This is a genomic window from Serratia sp. BW106 (assembly GCF_002607755.1).
Lineage (GTDB): Bacteria > Pseudomonadota > Gammaproteobacteria > Enterobacterales > Enterobacteriaceae > Serratia > Serratia proteamaculans.
This window is the reverse complement of sequence record NZ_MCGS01000074.1, coordinates 1-420: the sequence shown is the minus strand read 5'-3', so window position 1 is coordinate 420 and position 420 is coordinate 1. Positions and strand designations below refer to the sequence as shown.

The following is a 420-nucleotide window of genomic DNA, read 5'->3' as shown; positions in this document are numbered from 1 at the left end:
CACACAGATTGTCTGATGAAATGAAAGAGAGCATAAGGTTTAATCTTCCCGGTTAAGCCTTAAAGCACCTTGTCGGGTCTGTAGCTCAGGTGGTTAGAGCGCACCCCTGATAAGGGTGAGGTCGGTGGTTCAAGTCCACTCAGACCCACCAATTCCCTCCTATCCTGCGTTGTCGCCCTGGTTGTTTACGTGAGTAAACGTCGCAGGACTTCGCTTTGACTAGAAGCGAATTGGCGAAGGTAGTAGACAGGGTGTAGAAAAATGCTTTTCTGATATGGGGCTATAGCTCAGCTGGGAGAGCGCCTGCCTTGCACGCAGGAGGTCAGCGGTTCGATCCCGCTTAGCTCCACCATATCAAAAAAATCTTAAAACTGATTCGCAAGAATCACGTTTAAGATTTTGCTCTTTAACAATCTGGAA

The 420-nt window shown here is 47.9% G+C and carries 2 tRNA genes; both read left to right on the top strand.

The features are described from left to right. Nucleotides 1-74: 74 nt before the first annotated feature. Nucleotides 75-151: transfer RNA gene (locus BEI65_RS26490), tRNA-Ile, on the top strand. Nucleotides 152-276: 125 nt separating this feature from the next. Beyond that, nucleotides 277-352: transfer RNA gene (locus BEI65_RS26485), tRNA-Ala, on the top strand. The last annotated feature ends 68 nt before the right edge of the window (nt 353-420 follow it).